Origin of the sequence: Paenibacillus sophorae, assembly GCF_018966525.1 — a bacterium.
GTDB classification, from domain to species: domain Bacteria; phylum Bacillota; class Bacilli; order Paenibacillales; family Paenibacillaceae; genus Paenibacillus_AQ; species Paenibacillus_AQ sophorae.
Genome location: NZ_CP076607.1, coordinates 5,700,435 through 5,720,634 on the forward strand (window position 1 = coordinate 5,700,435; position 20,200 = coordinate 5,720,634).

Annotated in this window: 18 protein-coding genes and 1 riboswitch; of the genes, 8 read left to right on the plus strand and 10 right to left on the minus strand. The window is 46.8% G+C overall.

What is annotated here, in order from left to right; genetic code table 11:
- The first annotated feature begins 33 nt into the window (after window positions 1-33).
- Genes KP014_RS27685 through KP014_RS27695 form a run of 3 tightly spaced genes read left to right on the plus strand, consistent with a single transcriptional unit; the run spans window position 34 to window position 3,622 of the window.
- Window positions 34-759 carry a hypothetical protein gene (locus KP014_RS27685; protein WP_246590603.1) on the plus strand — a complete coding sequence of 242 codons (726 nt, stop codon included), beginning with the start codon at window positions 34-36 and terminating at the stop codon, window positions 757-759.
- A gap of 13 nt (window positions 760-772) precedes the next feature.
- Window positions 773-2,461 carry a vWA domain-containing protein gene (locus KP014_RS27690; protein ID WP_036600394.1) on the plus strand — a complete coding sequence of 563 codons (1,689 nt, stop codon included), beginning with the start codon at window positions 773-775 and terminating at the stop codon, window positions 2,459-2,461.
- A gap of 21 nt (window positions 2,462-2,482) precedes the next feature.
- A complete protein-coding gene (locus KP014_RS27695; RefSeq protein ID WP_036600397.1) occupies window positions 2,483-3,622 on the plus strand; it encodes a toxic anion resistance protein in 1,140 nt (379 codons plus the stop codon).
- Window positions 3,623-4,051: 429 nt separating this feature from the next.
- Here the strand turns inward: KP014_RS27695 and KP014_RS27700 are convergent, their stop codons facing one another.
- Window positions 4,052-5,122 (minus strand): acyltransferase, encoded by a 1,071-nt coding sequence (locus KP014_RS27700; RefSeq protein ID WP_175491911.1) that lies wholly within the window; start codon window positions 5,120-5,122, stop codon window positions 4,052-4,054.
- A 325-nt stretch (window positions 5,123-5,447) separates the two neighbouring features.
- Between KP014_RS27700 and KP014_RS27705 the strand changes: the two genes are divergently transcribed.
- On the plus strand, window positions 5,448-5,618 hold the full coding sequence (locus tag KP014_RS27705) for a hypothetical protein (protein ID WP_175491912.1): 171 nt from the start codon (window positions 5,448-5,450) through the stop codon (window positions 5,616-5,618).
- 51 nt (window positions 5,619-5,669) lie between these two features.
- Here the strand turns inward: KP014_RS27705 and KP014_RS27710 are convergent, their stop codons facing one another.
- The 4 genes from KP014_RS27710 to KP014_RS27725 all read right to left on the minus strand — a co-directional run bounded on the left by KP014_RS27710 (window position 5,670) and on the right by KP014_RS27725 (window position 9,935).
- Window positions 5,670-7,535 carry a hypothetical protein gene (locus KP014_RS27710; protein WP_036600400.1) on the minus strand — a complete coding sequence of 622 codons (1,866 nt, stop codon included), beginning with the start codon at window positions 7,533-7,535 and terminating at the stop codon, window positions 5,670-5,672.
- Window positions 7,536-7,561: 26 nt separating this feature from the next.
- The gene (locus tag KP014_RS27715) at window positions 7,562-7,864 is read right to left on the minus strand and encodes a Dabb family protein (RefSeq protein WP_036600402.1); all 303 of its coding nucleotides are present in this window, start codon (window positions 7,862-7,864) and stop codon (window positions 7,562-7,564) included.
- 30 nt (window positions 7,865-7,894) lie between these two features.
- A complete protein-coding gene (locus KP014_RS27720; RefSeq protein ID WP_246590604.1) occupies window positions 7,895-8,296 on the minus strand; it encodes a GNAT family N-acetyltransferase in 402 nt (133 codons plus the stop codon).
- A gap of 163 nt (window positions 8,297-8,459) precedes the next feature.
- Window positions 8,460-9,935 carry a protein adenylyltransferase SelO gene (locus KP014_RS27725; protein WP_090834491.1) on the minus strand — a complete coding sequence of 492 codons (1,476 nt, stop codon included), beginning with the start codon at window positions 9,933-9,935 and terminating at the stop codon, window positions 8,460-8,462.
- Between the two features lie 382 nt (window positions 9,936-10,317).
- Here KP014_RS27725 and KP014_RS27730 point away from each other — a divergent pair, with 382 nt between their 5' ends.
- Complete coding sequence (locus tag KP014_RS27730) at window positions 10,318-12,135, plus strand: LysM peptidoglycan-binding domain-containing protein (protein ID WP_036596308.1); 1,818 nt, start codon at window positions 10,318-10,320, stop codon at window positions 12,133-12,135.
- Between the two features lie 121 nt (window positions 12,136-12,256).
- Here KP014_RS27730 and KP014_RS27735 read toward each other — a convergent pair whose 3' ends face one another.
- Window positions 12,257-14,140, minus strand: a complete 1,884-nt coding sequence (locus tag KP014_RS27735; RefSeq protein WP_090834493.1) for a stalk domain-containing protein — start codon at window positions 14,138-14,140, stop codon at window positions 12,257-12,259.
- Between the two features lie 55 nt (window positions 14,141-14,195).
- Window positions 14,196-14,288, minus strand: a riboswitch (cyclic di-GMP riboswitch).
- Window positions 14,289-14,497: 209 nt separating this feature from the next.
- On the opposite strand from KP014_RS27735, the gene KP014_RS27740 reads away from it, so the two are divergent.
- Window positions 14,498-15,397, plus strand: coding sequence for a radical SAM protein (locus tag KP014_RS27740; protein ID WP_036596311.1), 900 nt, complete (start codon window positions 14,498-14,500; stop codon window positions 15,395-15,397).
- 29 nt (window positions 15,398-15,426) lie between these two features.
- Window positions 15,427-16,614 (plus strand): pyridoxal phosphate-dependent aminotransferase, encoded by a 1,188-nt coding sequence (locus tag KP014_RS27745; RefSeq protein WP_036596313.1) that lies wholly within the window; start codon window positions 15,427-15,429, stop codon window positions 16,612-16,614.
- 158 nt (window positions 16,615-16,772) lie between these two features.
- Here KP014_RS27745 and KP014_RS29280 read toward each other — a convergent pair whose 3' ends face one another.
- On the minus strand, window positions 16,773-16,952 hold the full coding sequence (locus tag KP014_RS29280; RefSeq protein WP_343223031.1) for a hypothetical protein: 180 nt from the start codon (window positions 16,950-16,952) through the stop codon (window positions 16,773-16,775).
- Between the two features lie 58 nt (window positions 16,953-17,010).
- Window positions 17,011-17,388: a hypothetical protein gene (locus KP014_RS29285; protein ID WP_343223032.1), complete on the minus strand. Its 378-nt coding sequence runs from the start codon at window positions 17,386-17,388 to the stop codon at window positions 17,011-17,013.
- On the opposite strand from KP014_RS29285, the gene KP014_RS27755 reads away from it, so the two are divergent.
- Window positions 17,380-17,862, plus strand: a complete 483-nt coding sequence (locus KP014_RS27755) for an AraC family transcriptional regulator (protein WP_051500171.1) — start codon at window positions 17,380-17,382, stop codon at window positions 17,860-17,862. The genes KP014_RS29285 and KP014_RS27755 overlap by 9 nt on opposite strands.
- Window positions 17,863-18,147: 285 nt before the next feature.
- On the opposite strand, the gene KP014_RS27760 is transcribed toward KP014_RS27755, so the two are convergent.
- Window positions 18,148-19,593 carry a PQQ-dependent sugar dehydrogenase gene (locus tag KP014_RS27760; RefSeq protein ID WP_036596315.1) on the minus strand — a complete coding sequence of 482 codons (1,446 nt, stop codon included), beginning with the start codon at window positions 19,591-19,593 and terminating at the stop codon, window positions 18,148-18,150.
- 16 nt (window positions 19,594-19,609) lie between these two features.
- Window positions 19,610-20,194: a YybS family protein gene (locus tag KP014_RS27765; RefSeq protein ID WP_036596316.1), complete on the minus strand. Its 585-nt coding sequence runs from the start codon at window positions 20,192-20,194 to the stop codon at window positions 19,610-19,612.
- Window positions 20,195-20,200: the final 6 nt, after the last annotated feature.

The following is a 20,200-nucleotide window of genomic DNA, read 5'->3' on the forward strand; positions in this document are numbered from 1 at the left end:
GAGGAGGTGCGTCTTTTGAATAGCTCGAGACTTATGAAGCTGCTGGGGCTTATTGCCGGGGTTGTAATCCTGAATATTCTAATTTTGTCACCGGGTTTATTAGGGGTGGAAATCGGAGGTGAAAGTGTTCTTGAGACCGCTTCAGGTGTGACCTTACTGGTTATTAGTCTCCTTGTGCTGCTGTACGGGAGTTATGCTTTACTGTTTAAACCTCCTGTTCTGGCGCCTGTAAAAAACATGAAATCGCATGAGGATTATATAGCAGCGCTTAACCATTACAGAAATGCAAAGGGGTTAAAGAAGGATATTGCTCTCGCCCTGGATCAGTTGGATCGAATAGAAAAGAAGAAAACCACCTTGTTGGATGTCCTTGGTCAAAGATTTGATCCGGCGGAGCTAAGTTACAGGAAGTTCCATTCTGTCATTGATGAGGTCGGGCGACTTTTTTACCTGAATATCAAGGGAATCCTGAATAAGCTTAGTGTATTCGATGCTTCAGAGCTCTCCGCTTTCACCAGTGAGCAGAAGCTCGCACAGTTTTCCAATAAACTGGTTCAAGAAAAAACAGCTCTACACAATGAGTACTTAACCTCCGTAACGGGATACCTTGGCGCAAATGAAGAAATTCTGCTGAAGCTAGACAAGCTGCTGCTGGAGATCACTCAATTGAACAGTACAGATTATCAAAATATCGAGGATATGCCCTGCATGCAGGAAATGGATGCATTGATCAAGCAGACAAAGTTCTATAAGCAATGAAAGGGAGATGAGCATGGCTAGAAAAGGTAAAGCGTTTGTGGTGTTAGGGGTTATCGCTGTGGCCGTTTTTGTTCTTGTGTATTTTGGGATCAGCTTAACCTCCAATTTAGGCAAAAGCCAGACACAGGTAACTGCGGAAGGAGCGGCCAAGCAGCTGGATAAACTTTACAAAAGCATTTCTGTAACTGCCGCGGAACCAATAAAGGGTCAGATCGACCTTGATCCTGCGGCTGTCGGCGACTCATTGCCCGATATCTCCAAGTTCCCTATATCCGTAGCCAACACAACGGACAGTTTCGTAGAAATTTTCTCTTCCACAGAGAAATCAGGGACCGATGTTGACGGGTGGTTGAACGAGGTAGCGACAGATTTCAATAAGTCCAATATTGTGGTGAATGGGAAGCCCGTTTCGGTCAAGATCCGCAATATTGCTTCAGGAACAGCCGCAGATTACATAAAATCGGGCAAATATGTGCCGGACGCCTTCACTCCTTCCAATGAGCTGTGGGGAGAAATGGTCAAAGCGCAGGGCATCCAAACCCAGCTTATATCGAAGCGTCTTGCCGGCAATGTTGCCGGTATTGTAACAACCAAGAAAAAGTATGATGAGCTGGTGAATAAGTACGGCTCCTTAAATATCAAGACGGTTACAGACGCTATAGCGAATAACGAGCTGGCTATGGGGTACACCGATCCTTTCGCCAGTTCGACAGGACTCAACTTTTTGGTGACCGCCCTTCAGACTTTTGACAGCTCGGATTTACTAGGGGATAAGGCGGTTCAAGGGTTTGAGAAATTCCAGGCCAATGTCCCTTTCACCGCGTCTACAACTTTGCAAATGCGTGATGCGGCTAAGTCGGGAATGCTTGACGCTTTTGTCCTGGAGTACCAAACCTATGTCAATGCGCCGGATCTGAAGAGCGGTTATGTGTTCACTCCTTTTGGCGTAAGGCATGACAGTCCGCTGTACGCTTTGGGCAATTTGCCGCAAGAAAAGCTGGACATTATTAAGAAGTTTGCAGAGTTCGCCGAGCAGGATAAGTATCAGAAATCAGCTGCGGACAAAGGATTCAACGGTCTTCCGGATTATCATTCAGAGCTAGGCGCAGTTGACGGTACTCTCCTATCCTCCGCACAGAAGCTGTGGAAGGAAAAGAAGAACGGAAATAAACCGATTGCAGCGGTATTTGTAGCCGATGTATCCGGAAGTATGGACGGTGAGCCTCTCAATCGGCTAAAAGAGTCGTTATTACAAGGGCAAAAGTACCTCGGCAGAGACAACAGCATTGGTTTGGTTTCTTATTCCAGTGAAGTTTCGGTCAACCTTCCGATTGGGAAGTACGACGCGAATCAGCAGTCTATGTTTGTCGGAGCGGTTAACAGCCTGCAGGCCGGCGGCGGCACAGCTACTTTTGACGGTATTGCCGTGGCCATGAAAATGCTTCGAGATGAGCTGACAGTTAACCCTGATGTTAAACCTGTGATCTTTGTCTTAAGTGACGGGGAAACGAATGAAGGGCATTCGCTCGATGATATCAGGGGGTTAATTGAGACCTTCAAAATTCCGGTATATACGATTGGTTACAATGCGAATATCAAAGCGCTTCAAAGCATTTCAAGCATCAATGAGGCGGCCAGCATCAACGCGGATACGGACGATGTGGTGTATAAGATCGGTAATTTGCTCAACGTTCAAATGTAATTTTTATTAGGAGGGGTTACCATGTCATTTACAATGGAAGTCGTCAATCCGGAGAAGATCAAGTCGGCTATTGAGGAGCAGGTTAAGCCTGTGCCCGAGGAAGTAGCCCAGCTAAAGGAGCTGGCGGTAAACAATGTCTCCACGATCCTGGAGCTGGATATCGATTCATTGGAGAAGCGGAAAGAAATACTGCAGTCCATTGACAATTTCGGCATGAGCTCTATGAAGTCATCGTCGGAGAAAAATTCTCTTTTGCAGGTGTCTGTGGGGAACCTGTCCAGAACGGGCGATGAAGGCGGCCAAGTCGCCAAGGGATTAACCGAGCTGCAGCTCCAGTTGAAGGATTTGGACCCGAGTGTTGTGGATTTTGCCAAGAGCGGTTTTTTGGGTAAGTTCTTTAACCCATTGCGCAGCTACTTTGCCAAGTACCAGAAGGCGGATGCTGTCATTTCGGATATTATAACCTCTTTGGATAAGGGCAAGTCTGTGTTAAAAAATGATAATACGACTTTGGAGTTTGAACAGCAGGCGCTGCGGGAGCTTACCAAAAAGCTGCAAAAGGAAATCCAGCTTGGCATGCTGATGGATGAAGAAATTGAGTCTCAGATTGAAGCGGCAAAATCACGTAATGAGTCGGAGGATAAAATCCGCTTCATTACCGAAGAAGTACTGTTTCCGCTGCGTCAGCGCGTGATGGATTTACAGCAGATGCAGGTTGTTAATCAACAGGGAATCATGGCGATCGAAGTCGTCATCCGAAATAATAAAGAGCTGATCCGCGGGGTGGACAGAGCCCGAAATGTGACGGTTTCCGCCCTGAAAATCTCGGTTACCGTGGCCAGCGCGCTTTACAATCAAAGAATTGTCTTGAAAAAGATTGAGCTTCTTAACCAAACCACCAACGATCTCATAAGCGGTACCTCCAAAATGCTGAAAGATCAGGGCGCGGCGATCCATAAGCAGTCTCTGGAAACGAGTATTTCGGTAGACACTTTAAAACAGGCTTTCACTGACGTGCTGTCGGCTCTCGATTCTATCAGCACATACAAGCAGGAGGCTCTTCCCAAAATGCGTGACACCATTAATCAGTTCAGAGAGCTGGCGGATACCGGAGAACAGCAGATCCAGCGTTTGGAGAAAGGGCAAAAGTTGGGCCTGTAGCAGAAGTCGAAGAGGAATCCAATCGCCCCCCAACCCTATCCGTATTCGCAAAAAACAGCAAGCCTCCAAGTCACCGGAAGCTTGCTGTTTGTATTTTCTGGTCTTTGACCGCTTGCCAAACCGTCCATTATAGAGCAAATAGAGCGGTTACATTTTTACTGCAAACTTTCACGCATCGCACCCAGCACCAGGGTATATCCGTCAGGGTCTTTAATATAGGCGTTCTTAAATTCCCAATTGACATGGATAAAGGTGTCCCTTCCGTAATCGGGACCTTGCAAGATCCGAAACTAAACGAACTTGAATCGTAAATCCAAAACCCTCTTTCCGCCGGGCACTCTCGCTTCGCATGGGATTTGCCTCTGCCGTTAGTTCGTTCAAGATCCTTTCTCCTTTCACATGACGCCTAAGATTGAGAATCCATTCTCATTATAGCCGGAATAACAGCTTCACGACAGGAATCTTTTTCAGCAGCAGCACAACCCCAAGGGAAAGAATCAGCACGGCGGCTCCATAGATCAGGTTGGCAAGCAAATTCGTACTAAAGGGCAGCAGTTTATAGTAAGGAAGTGTAAACCAGCCGACAATGACATGAATGAAATAAATCCCCAGCGTATTCGAGCCGATGACCTCCATTCCCTTAGACAGCCGGGGAGATTTACCTTGTTTGTAGCGGGAGGACAGGATAAAAAGGCCCGCGGTAACGATAAGGGTCATCACGGTATCGTACCCGTCAAAAACCGTATCGAATACTTCCCCATTCGACTGACTCATGATTATCCCGTATCCGAGCAGCACAATCAGAGCAGTCAGAATGATCCCCGTCAACACCGGACTGCTGGGCCTGCGGAAACGGTTATCCTGCAGCTTGGCCTGCAGCCAACCGCCTAATATGAAATACACGATCGAAAAGGCAAAGAAGCCGTTAAATACATTGAAATTATTGAAAAAGTTATAATTCTTCTCCAAATAATTGACCTTCATTACCCACTCTGCCGTATTGGCAATATTACTGAGGAGAACATTCCCGAAAGTAAGCAGAAAAGCCGTACCGAAGAAAAAGTAAAGCGGCCCTTTGTCATCCTTGTCATAGATTTCTTTAATCAAGGGAAACAGGATATACAGACAGACCAGCGTCTGCAGAAACCATAAATGGTTTATTCTAAACATCTTCCATTCGAGCAAGGCTTTGGCAAACTGAACTGCCGTATAGCTGTCGCCATTGATCGGAATCAGGATGGCCAGGGTCAGAATGCCCCAAACTACCGTCAGAATGCAGATCATGATGATTTTATGTATGTGCTTGCGGAGATTATAGCTCTTGTTCAGCATCAGCGCCCCGTTTACCATAAAGAACAGCGGAACCCCGGCACTGGCAATGCCTTTTACTCCATAATTTAAATAGGTGAAAAATGAAGGGTTGGTCAGGACATCGGTAGGAAGATCGTTGAAATGATAAAAACAAACCAAATAAATGGCAACCACTTTAATCAGATCCAAATAAACCAATCGCTCCCGGGGTCTGATTTGGGGCCTGCCTTCGTGTTGAGCCGTTTGGGCAAGTTTGACAGGTGCTCCAGCCGCCATCCCGCTCACCTCGATTTCACATTATTTATTGCCTGTCCGCTCCGGCGCCAGGCTGCTTTCATTTATTATATCAACGGAACCTTTTTACAACATTCTCCTTTTAGATGTCATGGAATAACTCTATATAGTGATGCGGGAGAAGGAACGTTATGTTAAGGAGCGCCGATAGTTCCGGGCCTCTGGAATAAAATGCAAGCCCCCTCCTCATACTATGTGCAAGAAAATGGAGGTGAATGTCATGCCCAAAAATAGCGCCGATCCCAAATACGACCGCGAAGATAATCGTGCGGATAAGAAACACAATCAACAGAATAACGATCATTTCACTGAAGAACCTCAGACACTTAGGAACCATAAAGCTGCCGATTATGTCCCAAGTTTAAATGGTATCCCCAAAAATGAAAGTTAAATAGCAGCAAGGCTGCTCTCTCGTTGAATAACGGGAAAGCAGCCTTTTCCATTATTTAAATAAAGTGACGGATACCAGCCTGCCATTTTCCTTGGACTCCTCATAAGCAATCGGCACCGTCCCGGTCGGAAACGGCACTTCAAATCGGTAGGTAGTAGCTTTCTCGCCGCTTTTCTCCGGCAGTTCCCTGCTTGCATAGCTCCCCAGCACAACAGCCTTCGTCACAAACTCCAGCGTCTTCTGCAAGCTGGCACCCTCGTACTGGCTTCGCAAGTAATCTGTCCACGCGCGCTCATCCCAATCGGGCGCTTTCACCTGTACTCCGGCCGTCCGCATCGTCTCTAAAATTTTAACGACCATGCGCCCGTCTCCTTCCTGCATTGCCGCTGCGAGCGGCAGGTATGCCCGGTTAAGGGTCGCCAAGAAACTGTTTTTGTTTTTAGCGGCCAACAGCTCAAAAACATCCTTTTTCCGTTGTTCCGCAGTGAACCAATAAACGTGAAAATCCATCGGATTAACCTGACTTGTACTTGGGATCAGATACTGCCCGTCATCCGAAACACGGAATACCTGTGTTAATCCGAAGCGCGTCGGGTATTGCAGTACAAATATGTTGCTGCCGTTCCCGCTTACTGTGATTTGGACGGATAACGGGTCACGAGGCCGCTCCCCTCCAGGCAGGATCGATGCGGAGCCATTCATGCTTGAGTAGTAAAAGCTGCCGTCCTGCGCTGTCTCCCGGACGAGCCGGTACATCAGCCGGCTCTTGCGCGTGAAGGGCTGCACGGAGCTGGAAGTCCTGATCCCGTTTACTGCATAATGGGTTTCCTCATTTACCAGCCAAGTAATGTCGGCTATGCCCCGTAATTCCCTCGGGGTCCGCCCGCCGGACAGGTCTGGAAGCCGCATAGCAATCCGGAAATCCCCTGTCAACCATTCGTAAGCCGTATAGCTCTTCTCCGACACAGAGAAGACTTCGGAGAAATTCGGAATATAAGACACGCCGGCGAGCCGCTCTTTACCGCCAAAATCAAACGCGCTGAGGTGCCGGCCGGAAGCAGAGAGAACACCCGCCATGACCAGCACCGGCACGAGCAGAACGGTAATATAAGTTGATATTCGGCCAGTTAAGGCCTCCCCGAAGGGCAGATGCGGAGTCTTTCCACCGTCCTCCTGCAGCTTCCCTTCCAGCCGTCTCATAAGCTCGGCGATCAACAAGGTCCCGATCACTGCGTAAGCGAGCAATGGTACCGCATATCCCATAGGCTGCGGCAGAGACCGCAGCAGGCTGACGATCAGCGTGCACAGCATGGCTAACAGCGCAAGCGGCAGCAGCGTCCAGAAATAGCGCCGGAACAGGCCCGGCGCCTCGGCAAAGGCCTCACTGGGAGAGAGGTCCTTAAGGACGATCAGATAAGGCGTAAGCGAAAGGAACAGCAAAGCAACGATTAAGATGATCCCGAATGGGAAAAACACAGCAGCCAGGAAAAATGCCAACGCGCTCAAGACGTTCTGAAATACCGACCAGGCCAGCATATCCTTGAAATACCGGCGTCCGCACTTGATCAGCGGGACCTTGGCTTGGCTCTGGACCCACCCTTTTATACCGCCAAGGTACATGCCCCGAACAAAGCTTTGCGCCACCATCGCCGCCGCCGACACCAGAATTGCCGCTATCCCCCATACCGGCTTCCCGGCTTGAAGCTGCGTGTAGGGGACTTTCAAATCCGAGAGCATCGGCATATACAATGGGATGGTCGCGTGAAACCCGATCGTCTGCGCAGCCGCGGATGGCGCTGTTATCGTCATCTGAGAGAATGGAAATACAGAAAACCCGACATAAATGCCAAGCCCAACTAGGGCCGTTATAAACACTTCGAACGCCAAAACCAAAACAATCAATCGTATGTATGCCAAGCCGCCACCTCCACAAATCCCATCATTTACACCTTCGGGTAATCGACCACGATAACATTTTCCAGCAGACCATCCAGCGATTTCACAAATTCCTGATGAACGGGATGAGGTCCATAGGAACGCAGCGACTCAAGATTTTCGAATGTGACCCGCAGTCCGAGCGTGTAACCGTGAATGTTCTCCGTTTCCTCAGTTACGTTGATGCCCGCACTGATATCGGCTATACCGGGAATACGATCCCGCAACGAGAGCAAAGTATCAAGCAGCTCCTGTTGTTTGGCGGGTGTAATGTTTGTACTTAATTTAAATAAGACAAGATGTTCGTACATCGTTAACCTCTCCTTTATGTATGCAATTTTTTAGGAAGTCCCGAAGAACCGTTCCATAACAATATAATCTTTACCACTTTTTGTAAAGGTCTGTTCTGTTACAGTAAATCCAAATCTCTCATAAAACGGTACTTTGCCGCTCCTGGCATTGCAATAAATCCGATTCACGCCAGCGCACTCCGCTTCCCCAAGCATATAGGTTAGAAGTCTGCTCCCATACCCCTTATTTTGGTGAGAGGCTAACGTCGCAAATTTCCGGAACTGCGCTTCTTCTCCATTAACAAAAAGAGACACGACCGCAATCAGCTGCTCCCCATCAAAAAGTCCAAAGTGAGTCCCCTCATCATCATCTTCAAGCTTTACATAATCGAGATCCTTTTCCGGCCACATGACCTCATGACGCAGCTGCCAGGCTTGCTCTTTCTGAATCATCCTAATATCCAAAACGGCATCATCCCCATTATAAGTTAAGTTTCCTGAACCTCTGGCAGACCCATAAATTTAAAGGAAGCCATAGAAAAAAGGGCCAACTTGTCCGCCCTCTTTCGTAACTATATTATAAAGTTTTCTTATTCGTTGGTCTAATCTTTCGGTATCAGGTGCCGCAAAAGGTTCGGTAAGGACAGGCGGATGGCGCCGGCGGTGTGTAGTAATCAGCCTGTTCGGGGGAATGCGCGAAGGGTCTCGCAAGAACATCGAGCAGCCGCTCCATCACGCTGTAGTCTCCTTGTTTTACCGCAGCCTCCAACGCCTCTTCTACTCGGTGGTTGCGCGGGATCAGCGCCGGATTACTGCTTCGCATCAGCTGGTGCGAGGAGGCTTTTGGTTCCTGCTGTCTGCCCAGTCTCGCCTGCCACCGCTCATACCACTGAGTAAATTCCGTGGTGCCGTATAGGACTGTATCCTCCAGCTTATCAAATGTTAATGCACGGAAGGTATTGGTGTAATCCGCACGATTCTTCTGCATCAAATTAAGGAGGTCTTCAATCAGGGATTCATCCTCTGGTTCTTCGTTAAAAATCCCCAGCTTTGCCCTCATTCCCGCGAGCCAATTACGGTGGTACAACTCGGAAAAATCTGAAATCGCATCCTCGGCCAGTTTGACTGCCTCCTCTTCCCCCTCATGCAGCAGCGGCAAAAGAGTTTCAGCAAATCTCGCGAGATTCCACGCGGCAATATGCGGCTGATTGCCATAAGCATATCGGCCATGAAGATCAATCGAACTGAATACCGTCCCTGGGTCATAGATATCCATGAAGGCGCAAGGACCATAATCAATGGTTTCTCCGCTAAGGGCCATATTGTCGGTGTTCATCACCCCGTGAATAAAGCCAACGAGCTGCCACTTGGCAATCAGCGCGGCCTGACGCTTGATCACTTCCCGAAGCAGGCCTAGATAGCGGTTCTCATCCCCGTCAGCTTGCGGAAAATGTCTTTGCAGCGTGTAATCAGCTAGGGCTTTGAGGTCCTCGGCAGAGCCCCATTTTGAAGCGTATTGAAAAGTACCGACGCGCAAATGACTGGCAGCCACGCGGGTCAGGATTGCACCGGGAAGCAAGGTTTCGCGCACGATGGACTCACCGGTTGTCACCACGGCCAAGCTGCGGGTGGTCGGAATGCCAAGCGCATGCATCGCTTCGCTGATGATGTATTCGCGCAGCATCGGCCCAAGTGCCGCCCGGCCATCGCCCCGGCGGGAGTATGGCGTTCTGCCCGGACCTTTAAGCTGAATATCAACCCGCTCACCCCGGGGAGTGATCTGTTCGCCAAGCAGCAGAGCCCTGCCGTCCCCTAACATAGTAAAATGCCCGAACTGATGCCCTGCGTAAGCTTGAGCAAGAGGCTCAGCACCTTCGGGAATCTCGTTGCCGGCAAGCACCGCTGCGCCATCACTCCTTTGCAGCGCTTGAACGTTTAACCCCAGAGAGGCTGCCAACGGATCATTAAGAATGACCAGCTTCGGCGAGCGCACAGGGCTTGGGTCTTGTCTGGTAAAAAATGATTCCGGCAGACGGGCATAACTGTTGTCGAAGTTCCATCCTGTTTCAATGATTGTGTTTTTCTCTGTCATCGTATCTCCATTTTTCATTAGGATATTTTAGTTATATAAAATGAACTTAAGATTTTTCCATCAGATATCAGTCGTAACTACGAGGAATGTTTGGACTTCCGGCCGCTGTTGTCTCCAGATTTCTTCATTTTAACCGCTCTTCGCGGATGAAATCCGGAGACAAAGGCGGTCGCTATCGCTCCTACAGTTCCAAACTTCCCCTTCGCAACTCGTTACACTGATGTCATTTTTGAAGTTCATCTTATATATCTACTTACTATATAAACACGGACTGCCTCTTTATTGTTTGCTTCAGCCGATTTATTATTCCCTTACCGTTCTTCTGCAAAAGCCATCCGCCGAATACACTTGTTACAAAAGGTTTAAGGAGGAGGTCATCCTCGTGCAGACGTTCTATACCGTGAGACCCGGCGACTCCGTGTCGGCCATCGCCAAGAGGTGGGAAGTGCCTGTCCCTGCGCTCATCGCGGCGAACAACCTCTCGTCTCCCTATACGATCTACCCCGGTCAGCAGCTCTCGGTTCCGTCCGGTGTGACAACCGTTCAGGTTAGATCCGGGGACTCCGTCTACTCCCTTGCACAAATGTACGGCGTCCCTATGGCTGCTATAATAGAAGCCAACCGGCTGAGTCCGCCATACACGATCTATATTGATCAAATACTGACCATTCCGCCAGGTGTCCCTTACTATGTGGTGCAGCCCGGAGATACATTATACGAGCTGGCCGGCAGATACAATGTAATAACAGGCGGCGTCCGAAGACCGGAGCTGATCCGCCAAGCGAACAGACTGCCTTCCGACTTGATCAACGTAAGCATGCGCCTCATTATCCCATATGCTCCTCCGGGCGGAATCGGCCGGCTTGCCTATGTTTCAAACTTTGGCGGCGCATACGATATTTGGCTATTCGATCCATTGAGCGGTCAATCCACAGCGGTTGGAAAACAGCAGGCCGATGCCCATTCCGTGCCGTATTGGTCGCCGGACAATCGCCGGATCGCGTTTATCGGAAAGCAGGGCGTCCTTTTCATCTTGGACGTGCTGCAGGGAACCTTGATGCAGATCGATCAACTAGAGCCCTTTACCACTCTTACTTGGTCCCCGGATAGCAGGCAGATCGGCTATACGAAGCAGGGCCGGATCATTCTCTATGAGCTCGCCACCTTCTTCCCTAGAACGCTGCCCGTTTCCGGCGCCAAGCATGTGCAGTGGTTTCCCTCCGGCGATAAACTTTTATTCGCGGCTCCGGACAGCACAGGGAACGATCAGCTTTATGAGATTCGAGTCGACGCTGCCGGCCAGCGCCAAATTACGCACGATACGCTCAGCCCTAAGAATGATGTACAGCTCTCCCCGAACGGCTCCTATGCCCTTTTCACCTCTCCCGGCGCAAGCATCTCCATCATCTATGTCGTTGACATCAACACAGGGAACATATTCGAGCTCACAGGAGGGCCATTAGCAAAAAATTATTTCCCGGCCTGGGCTCCGGGCAGCGCCGACATCGCCTACAGCGCAACCGATTTCGCCGAACGCAAAGGCTACTTCTCCACCATCCGAACCGAGCGCCCGCAAGGCGGGGGCCAGCAAATTCTGGCCGTCTCCGATTGCTTTGGGACTCCCGTCACCTGGTCCCCTGACAGCGAATCCATCGCTTACTTGTCCGGCTGCAGAGGAGCGGGGCTTGCAAGCGAGATTTGGATCATCGATATCCGCCATCCCGCACCGATCCGCGTGATTTCCGGGGCAGGCGCCATCACCTCCGTACAATGGTCCCATGGAGCCATTCCGGCGGAAGACTACGCCCAGTTCCGCAGTGCAGCGTACCGGGTCAGCTTCCCTTATCCCGCCGCCTGGCGGGCGGTGAGCGAGACCCGGTACGAGGGCGCGGACGGTTTCTTCCAAATCTCCGCCCTGGCCAGCGAGCTACCGTTTCCAGAACTGTGCCGCGCAGAAGCTTATCACCGGTTAATGCCATACGGCTCTTCGCCGCGGATCGTTCCGGGACGAGTGCAGAATCAGGAAGCCTGCTTTATCTTCCCTTCCCCGGACCAAGCGCCGGAATTTCGGCGGCAATCCGCACTCATCGCCGTATATCCGCAGCCTGTTGTGATTAACGGCACCACCTATCCGTACTTCATCCTCTGGGCGGATCAAGATCATCTTCAAGCGATGGTGAACGGATTGCGTTTTCTTTGACAGGAGGAATGGTTCACAGACCACAAGAGCCAACCCGATTGAAGGGTTGGCTCAGAGGGATTAATATTAAGTTTCGCAGCAGTCCCGATGAAAATAACTTCGTCAGGACTGTTATTATTGTTTAATTCTTTAAAGGTTCACCCGAATCGTCAAATTCGCCTTGGTACAGCACATTCCCCTCGGGATCATAGAGTGTGCCGTTAATAAACCGGTCGTCCGCAAAATCCCCCTCAATTTTAACCTCACCGCTGGCGTAATACCAGATTGCCTTTCCTTCCCGCCGTCCCTTACTTATTTCTACGACGAGATATTCGCCTGTACTTCGATTCAGAACAACCTCTTGCCCCTCCCAGTGCAGCGCTCCATTGTAAGAACCCTTGTACCGAAGTCCGCCGCCGGGATAATATTCGATGCCCTCGGTCTGCATTCCATCTCTCATCGTTCCTTCGAAAAACAGTTCGTCAGCGAAAAGATAGTACATTTTCCCTTCGCCATGCATTTTATCGTTCTTCCACTCCCCTTCATAGAAAACACGTCCGTTTTCGTTGTATTGCGTTCCATATCCCTCACGGATACCGCCTACCAGTCCGCCATGATACCGCATGCTGCCGTCCTCGTTATAGAGGGTATCCTTGGTATCTTTCAGGCTGATGTACACCGTCTGCTTTGCTCCATTCCAGCTTATTTTACGATCAGCCGCTTCACCAATAAGTCTAAGAGGAACATAGGTTGTACCGCCCCGAGTAACCGGCGCATAATCGGTTTTGATAGCTTTTCCATTAACAACCATCTCTTTCTTGCCAATAGTCAGTTTAATTACCAGGCTTCCCTTGGTGCCCGTGATCTGGCGCGTTTTGTTATCCCACTTTATGCCGAACCCCATCCGCTCGAACAGGGAACGAAACTCGACATAGGTGCTATTGTTAAGCGAAATTGGGGCCGTACGCAGGGGAACCTCTAACCCGTCCATAACGACATGAATCGGTTCTGCATTCCGGTCTGCACGGGTACTCGGAGGAATGATGGTTCTTTTGACGATAAAACCGCCTTTATTTAAATAAATCAGCGTATCGCCGGAGAGTCCGAGTACATGATTGTATGTCGCTTCCAGCGGTATCGAAAAGGACTCCTTATGCAAAAGGTCCACACCTGTTACCTCTGCTTTATTTCCCTCACCTTTTTCAACCCAAAGGCCATAGGACAATCCTGTAAATACTTTTGACAATTTGAAAGGAGCATCATTTTGCAGGACGATTCCCTTTTCAGACGGAGTGGTTGCGTTCAGCTCAACATAACCCTGATTTTCCCTGAGTTTGGTCTTGAGCAAAATGTATTTGCCATTGAACGAATAATCATACGGAAAGCTGGCTCCGTAAAAATTATTTTTACTTTTTGTTTCCAGATTATAGGCCCTAATTTCATCGGATCGGTACAGATAGATAAGCCGGCCCTTACCCAGCTGAGGATTACTCCCTTCCTCGATCTCCTCCGACTCTCCGGTTGTCAAATTAAGAACTTGGACTTTGTAATGATCAACCCATGCCAGATAATTGCCATTTCCAACGGGCTCCGTTAGCGATGATGACCCGCCGTCAACCAGCTTCTTTTTTTCCTTACTTTTCAAATTGTATCCCCATATATCACTTCCATGGAGTTCATTACTCTGAATCCAAAGAACCATTGGGCCTTGAATGGTATCCGCTATAACCGGGTTATATTTGTGGGTCTTATCGGTAGTCAATCTTTCCGTCTTTCCGTTATCCAAATTTAAAACGTAAATCGAATCATAGTAATCTTGAATTATAGTCCAGGTTAAGTAGCGGCCAGCGATATCAGCATCCTTGAGATCTTGAAAATCAACCGGTCCGACTTTGAACTTCGTCACCTCGTCTTTCCATGTGTAGTTCAGCCCTGCTGCCGCGCTCGCAACCATCCCCCTTGTCTCCATTTCGGTTAATGCAACGAGCATCCAGACCACAAGCACACTCCAAAAGATTCTTCTCATTTTCGTTGAACCCTTCCTTTCTTCTGCTGTGAGAACACACAAAAAAACAAGCTGCCTGAGCAACCCGGCTGTCTGGTTATAGTTTCCTATAACGGTAGACCCGTGGCTTTGCGTCCCCGTCTTTCGAACGAGTTTGCCTTTGGTCAATCACTTGTTTCGTGATTTCTTATAGTTCTTTTGCTGCTTCTTTTTAGAGTATAAGTCCCAATTTAAAATTTACCAATGAAATGTTTTGTTTATTATCTAAATATTACTAATTGGTTTTCGATACGTACTTTAAAGTGCGTACTACCTTAGAAAGCTGCATGATTGTAAACTTATAGAAATAAGCATAACGTACAAAAAGGAGAGATTAAAATGAAATATACCGGGCCCGTTTATCGTCCGCCATTTGAAGCAAACTCATTATTATTACAAGTTACTGTAGGATGCAGCCATAATGAATGCAGCTTCTGCACCATGTATAGCGATGTTCCTTTTCATGTCGAAACGCTGGAGCAAATCGAACAGGATTTACGGGAAGCGAGACGAGTGTATCCTAGAGTAAACCGTATTTTCTTAGTTAATGCCGACCCCTTTTCTCTAAGTGCGGACCGGCTGAAATCCATTGCTGTTAAAATCAATGAAATTCTGCCTGAAGTTGAGACTATAGCGATGTATGCCTCCGTTAATAACATCATAAATAAAACAGATGATGAGCTTAAAGAATTAAGAGCTTTAAAGATTAATGACCTCAACATTGGTCTGGAATCCGGTATGCCAGAGGTCGTGGAACATTTTAATAAAGGGTTTACCGTGGATGAAGCGAAAGCGCAGTTAAAGCGTTTGACCAATGCTGGCATAGACTTTAGTGTAAATATTATCATCGGAGGAGCCGGCAGCGAGAAAACACGTGAAAACGCAACAGCAAACAGCAAACTGCTAAATGAAGTTAAACCAAAGCTCATCTTTATTGCCACTTTACACGTGGATCCCGGCAGCCCGCTGGATGAAGAAGTAAAAAAAGGGCTTTTTATAGAAAATACCTTGCGTCAAAATATTGAAGAGGAAATCGAAATGTTAAGTGGACTGGACTTAGATCATACGTATTTCTTCGGTCTCCATACATCCAATGTAATACCCGTACACGGTATGCTGCCAGACAAGAAAGATGAAATGGTTGCGGAACTAAAAGAAGGCTTAGACTCCATTGGGGTCGAATATTTAGACGGTCACCTACAAAAAGGTGTGGAAGGTGCGGTTTCAATACGCAGATAAGATTACACGGCAGCAGAAGGAGATTAATAATGAAAGAATTATCGTCAAAGATCGCAAGCATCGAACCGGCTAAAATCAGAAAAATGTATGATATGGCACAAGGTTTGGATAATGTGATTAGTTTTGTAATAGGCGAACCTGAATTTGATACTCCGGGGCATATTATTGAAGCTGCAAAAAAAGCCATGGATCACGGCCACACTCATTACACGCCAAATTCCGGTATTCTTCCTCTGCGTGAAGCTGTAAGCGCGCATTTTAAAGATTTTGACAAAGTTAGTTACAATCCGCTTGATGAAATCATGATTACAGTTGGGGGTATGCAGGGGCTTTACCTGTCCCTTCTGGTCCTTACGAACCCCGGAGATGAGGTTATCGTAAGTGATCCATGTTATACCAATTATTACGGAATGATCGAAATGAATAACGCAATTCCTGTTACGGTTCCGGTGTACGAAGAAGAAGGGTTCAACTTTACGGAAAAAGGTTTAAGAGAAGCGATAACCCCAAAATCCAAAGCCATCATATTGAATACGCCATCCAATCCAACGGGAGCCGTGGCCGATCGGGAAACGATAGAAATGATCGCGCGGATAGCCACCCAGCATGATTTATATGTGATTTTTGATGAGGTATACAAATATCTTACTTATGATGAAGAAGCTTTTTTCAATATCGCCCGCATTCCCGGGATGAAAGAAAGAACCATTATAGTAGATTCCGTCTCTAAATCATACGCGATGACAGGTTGGAGGGTCGGATTCTGTTTAGGTCCGAAGCACGTAATCTCTCAAATGCAAAAAACACAGGAATTTATGTTATCATGCGTGAACACTCCAGCACAATATGCAGCGATTGAAGCGCTAACTGGACCCCAAGACGCTCTTGAATATATGAATGATCAATATAAACAGCGCAGAAGGATTATGGTCGATCGAATCAACAGCATCGATACCTTGTCCTGCCTAATGCCGAAAGGCGCATTTTACGTATTCATGAATATTAAAGAAACGGGACTAACCTCAGATGAATTTGCATTAGAACTTCTTAAGGATCAGCATGTTGTTGTGTCTCCTGGAGATTGTTTTGGGGCTATGGGCGAAGGTTACGTGAGACTGTCCTATGCTACCTCCGTGGATAATATTAATGAAGGATTCGATAGAATAGAGAAATACCTGGGAAAAATAAGCGAGAGAAGAGTAACTAATCACCGTTAGCGTACTGGTTGTTCCCCTTGCCCAATAATGGGCCTTCAATCACGTTATTCAGGATCAAGATCAGGAGAAATTAAAAATTTCCCTGGTCTTCTATTTTCTCAAATCTACTGTCCCTATTCGAAAAAGTTGGCCGCTCACCTCTCATCTCCCAAGTGCGATTAGGTTGAACTATTGGCCGCATCGCGGTGCCTTTTCTGAATTTCATGCATGCCCATAATCACCGCCACAAGCTCGTAAGTATCTAAATGATCGCTCTGATTGTTCAGAATATAAGCGCCTGAGGAAAACCAACCGTTCACTTGTTTAAAATCGGCCACAATTTTCGATTCATCGGACATCTCATATTCCCTCGAAAATGCCTGAGATGTAATGTCGTAGCTTCCTCTCCCATCGGTTTCATAGGTGAATTTCTTGGTGAAAAAGGAGAATCTGCTTCGCAAAACGCCTAACTGTCCCCCTTCGCTTGTCTGTCACCTCCCATTTTCCAGAAAAAAACGGAAAGCTTCCCTTATACAGCAGTTGTCCATCCTTCCCATACACATCGATCGCCGAGCCAAAAGCACTCTTCAAATCAATTTGACCGGCACTTTCTCCCTGTCCGTTAAGAATTTCCGTAACACCCGCATTAAAAAAATTATCTCTAAAATAAAGCTCCATCAAACCATCGCCCCTGGAAGTAATTTTTAAAAAAGGAATGAATCTATTTTTATACCATGATAGCATTCGAAATGTATTGAATATGAATAGAGAAAGGAAGAAGAAACTATGCAGCATATTAAAGTCGAAACTCTTCCAAATTATCGCATTGCATATGTGAGGCAAGTTGGTCCCTATGGTCCTGCTAATACTCAAGCCATGGAAAAGTTAAAAAAATGGGCGAAAGAGAAAAATCTGCTTACTGAATCGGCAATAATACTCGGCATTCCACAAGATAACCCTGAAACAACACTTCCTGAACACTGTAAATATGATGCATGTATCGTCATTTCAAAGGATTATCCAATGGATGATTCCATTTGCGTAAGTGAACTTTCCGAGGGAAAATATATGATTTGCAAAGTCAAACATACAGCGGAGGATATTCAAAAAGCATGGGCGGATATTATTCCAGCCTTACAAAACAGCGGATATCAAATGGACAACAAACCGGTTTTAGAAAGATACACTGGTGAAATGATTAACAATGATTTTTGCGAAATATGTGTTCCAATAAATAGAAATTCGAAGACGAATCGAGACAAGACCTGATATAAAAGAGTTTGTCCAGAGATGTCTTGAGACTAATCCCAAAAATCGAACCAGCGGCAGTCATGGACGAGAAAATAAAATCCTAGCCTGCCGCTGTTTTATTGAACTATCGTACCCGAGGGAGTTCAATAAAGTTCAACAAAAAAAGCGTTAATCCTTCTTGGATCAACGCACCCGTTAGCCACACATGAAGTAGAGCTTCACCACAAAATATGTAAGAAAATTAAATTCTTACATGGTAGTTGAATAAGGAATTTCACTACTATATAAATTCTTTGTTATGATTTATGGAACAATTTCAAAAACAGTACCTTGGTTAAAATCAGTCACATTCATAGAGCCATAAACCCCTAAATATAGTCTGGTTTGATCAAGATTCGTTCCCAAACTAGCATAATAAGCAGATTGGGTCCCAAAATTATAATCGGTTTCAATAATACTAAAATCATTTAGTTTACCATCTGTTCTTACCCTGGTATACGCTAAAACCCCACTTACCGGTGGCCCAGAAGCTTCATTCCGGGCAAAATCAGTAAACACAACGCTTCCCGTTAAATCGGGGATTCCATTCCCCATATACGGTTGTACTCCTGTAAGTGCAGTTCCTCCAAACTTATCGGGCCTAGGATCTTGATGAAAATAACTGGTCAGAGGCGGAAGACGCCGCACTGAAGTTTTTACTGCTTCATCGTAATAAGCAATGGTTTGCTCGTCCAGAGTCGGATTTGTAGAGCAGCCCCTTATAAGCGAAGTGGGAAAAGCACCTTCCCACCCCCGCCAGCCAAAATTAATAAATCCTTCTTGGTCAAGTTCAGAATTCATTACAGAAGCTTGAACAAGCTGAGTAACCGGTATTGGTTTATAATGAACGAATGAAAAAATCGACTCCGCTAAGTCCTGTCCGACATTTCCCACATATTTAATGTACTGATTATAGATCCTTTGAAATGAAATGCCTGGTATATTGCGAACCCCTTTGGCAATAACCGTAAGCGTCTCCTGAATAGGTACGGGAAGCTCGTGAAAGCGTGTGACTACGGGCGGATTATTGATAAATGGATTCTTATTTACATCAATTTCAATAATTTTTCCGGAAATTTCCATATCATCCTGACTTAAATTAAATGGATCATAGCCCGATCCACCATCTCCGGTTGTCAAAACAAGTTTTCCTGTTTCAGATGAAAAGTTTAAGCTATTGACACCATTATGATTAAAAAACGGTCTTCTTAAATAAAGTAATGTCCGCCGTTTTTGAGGTTGGCCATTCGACTGTAAAATCCATTCTTCAACTGTATCTATATGGTCATATCGAATTTCTCTGTTTATCCACTTTAGGTTTAAGGTTCTAGGGTCACACGGGTCAGGATTAAAAAATTCAGGAAGTCCTTGTCTTGCAGCTTCTGTATCAGGAAGAGCACCCGGACCTTGTGTTCCAGCTACTGAATAATGAACATAAAACAGACCGTTATAATTAAATTGGGGATGAAACGCCAGTCCCAGCAATCCCCGTTCATCATATCCACCACCAGCAGCACCTAGTTTTATGATTCGCGGGCGAATATCTAAAAAAGTCCTTACAACTCCGTTTCCTATGTAAAAGATCTCTCCTACCTGGGTTGCAATAAATAATCTTTCAACGGAGTCACCTGGAAGTATAGTTGTTTTCAAAACTGTGGGTAAATTTATGTTACTAACAATGGGCCGTAAACTAACCTTAACTTTTATCAAAAAACTCCCCCCCTTCTTATGCCTTCGCTTGGGATTTTCCTAATCTCGCTAATAACCGGAGGCTGATTTCCGTCCACATCCCGCTATAAAGCAGACTAAAAAGAAATACATATACGGTTGTGTCGATACGAAAGTTCATGGCGACCGACGGTCCTAGCAAAGGAAAGCGAAAGGCATATAACACCAGTGTAATTCCAGCCCATAACGCGATTGCGGAAAATAAGACTACCTGAATGCGATTTTTGGAGCGCGCAATGAAGATTCCGAGTGCCATCCCAAGCAATCCCGTTGTAAACGGAAAGACGATTAACTCGCTCGGTTGGATGAGGAGCAATAACAAGTTGCTCAGTGTGTAGGCAGTAAGGCCCGAGCGAAATGAAATGAGAGTCGCTAATACAATCGGGGCGGTAGAAAGAGGGCTGATCAAGTATCCCGATCCTGGTAAAAAACCTCCCGCGGATTGGAATAATGCGGTTACGGCACTTAAAAAGGCAATGGTCACGATTGATTTGGTTTGATTTGCACCAACCCTGGCTAATAGTGATCCGGATTCCATTTGCGGCAGCGATTTTGCCCAATAATTGAGAAACGGTTCACGCATTGTTCA